General features: G+C 45.0%; 1 protein-coding gene. It reads right to left on the reverse strand.

What is annotated here, in order from left to right; all coding sequences use genetic code 11:
- On the reverse strand, positions 1–1,225 hold a 1,225-nt coding region (locus KCG35_RS25395; protein WP_230409365.1), incomplete at its 3' end, for an IS701 family transposase.
- Positions 1,226–1,261 lie beyond the last annotated feature (36 nt).

A 1,261-nucleotide genomic window follows, 5' to 3' on the forward strand; every position in this document is an offset into this window, starting at 1 on the left:
TCATACTTGAGTTTGAAAAATATTTTTCAGCCCAAATTGTTCGCCTAATAAATGCGATGACATCGGAAAATGTTGCTTGATCTTTTTTGTCATACCAACTGGTTAATGCCGGTTGTAAAAGAGTGGATTGTCTCATTTCTTTGGCGATAACACAGGCTAAGGAATACAACCCCATTAACACAGGCGTTGTTCTACCGATGGCTTTGTCAGACCACTGTCGTTGTGTTTCTACACCTAAATGTTCCCGCACTTCTTCAAACGTGACCTCAATGTTCCAGCGTAATACAAAGCATCGAATGATATCGGTCACCAGCAGGTTAGTATCGGTACTGAAAAAAACGTCTGTACGACCAGGTTGATTTGGATTAATCACCACTACCCAACGAATGGGTAACGGTTTCTCACCGGCTTTGTACCATAAGTTAACACCGGTTAGGTAACGAATGCGTAGTAACTGACCACCGTACCATTTGACATCAGCCTCAATCCAATGTTGGCTGGCATCTTGAGCCAAGTCTTTAAAGCTGCAAATACGTTTTCCTTTAACACGCTTGCGTCCCCGCTTGCCTTTAGGGGCAGGCTCAGGGAATTCATAAAGGCAGGCATCAAGCCTTAACCGTGAGATCAGCGTGACATTAAGCTTTCGGCAGCGATGGCCTAATTCGATACACGCATAAGCACCATCACCCACCAAAATCCAAGACCGTTTCAGCCAGCGTGTGACCAGCTTGACCATGGATATCGTCCAATCCACCGTGGTCCGATGAGAACGCCCTTGTTTTTCATTGGCTTGTTTGGAAGGCGCGAGTACCGTTAAAAAGGGTAATGCCCATGGTCTTTTATTCCACGGCAATGGTACGACCAGTGTCATGCAAATCCATTTCAAGCCAAGGCACTTCACCACCTTTTTTTGGGTTGAACGAACCGCGTCCCGATAGTACCCCTTCGCCCTGATTTGCTTGCCTTTTCGCCTTTCTAGCGTTTCATCAACTAAAACAATGACTGGAAAACCAGAGGGCAAGAGTGCGATGAGTAAACCCAACAGGATTTTGGCACACAGTACACAGGACCACTTATCACGGTTCAATACGCGGTGGTATTTTTCGAACCGAGGCTCATTTGATAAACCCAATACTCGTAGCAATGAAGTAATACGTCTTGGTCCCCTGCATAACAAAGCGCCCTTTATTAAAGTCGTTGCTTTTAGCCAAGTAGCTGAACTCATTAAAGGTGCAAATGCGGATAAAATCGTTATAATTGT

Source organism: Zooshikella harenae (assembly GCF_018837975.1).
GTDB lineage: Bacteria > Pseudomonadota > Gammaproteobacteria > Pseudomonadales > Zooshikellaceae > Zooshikella > Zooshikella harenae.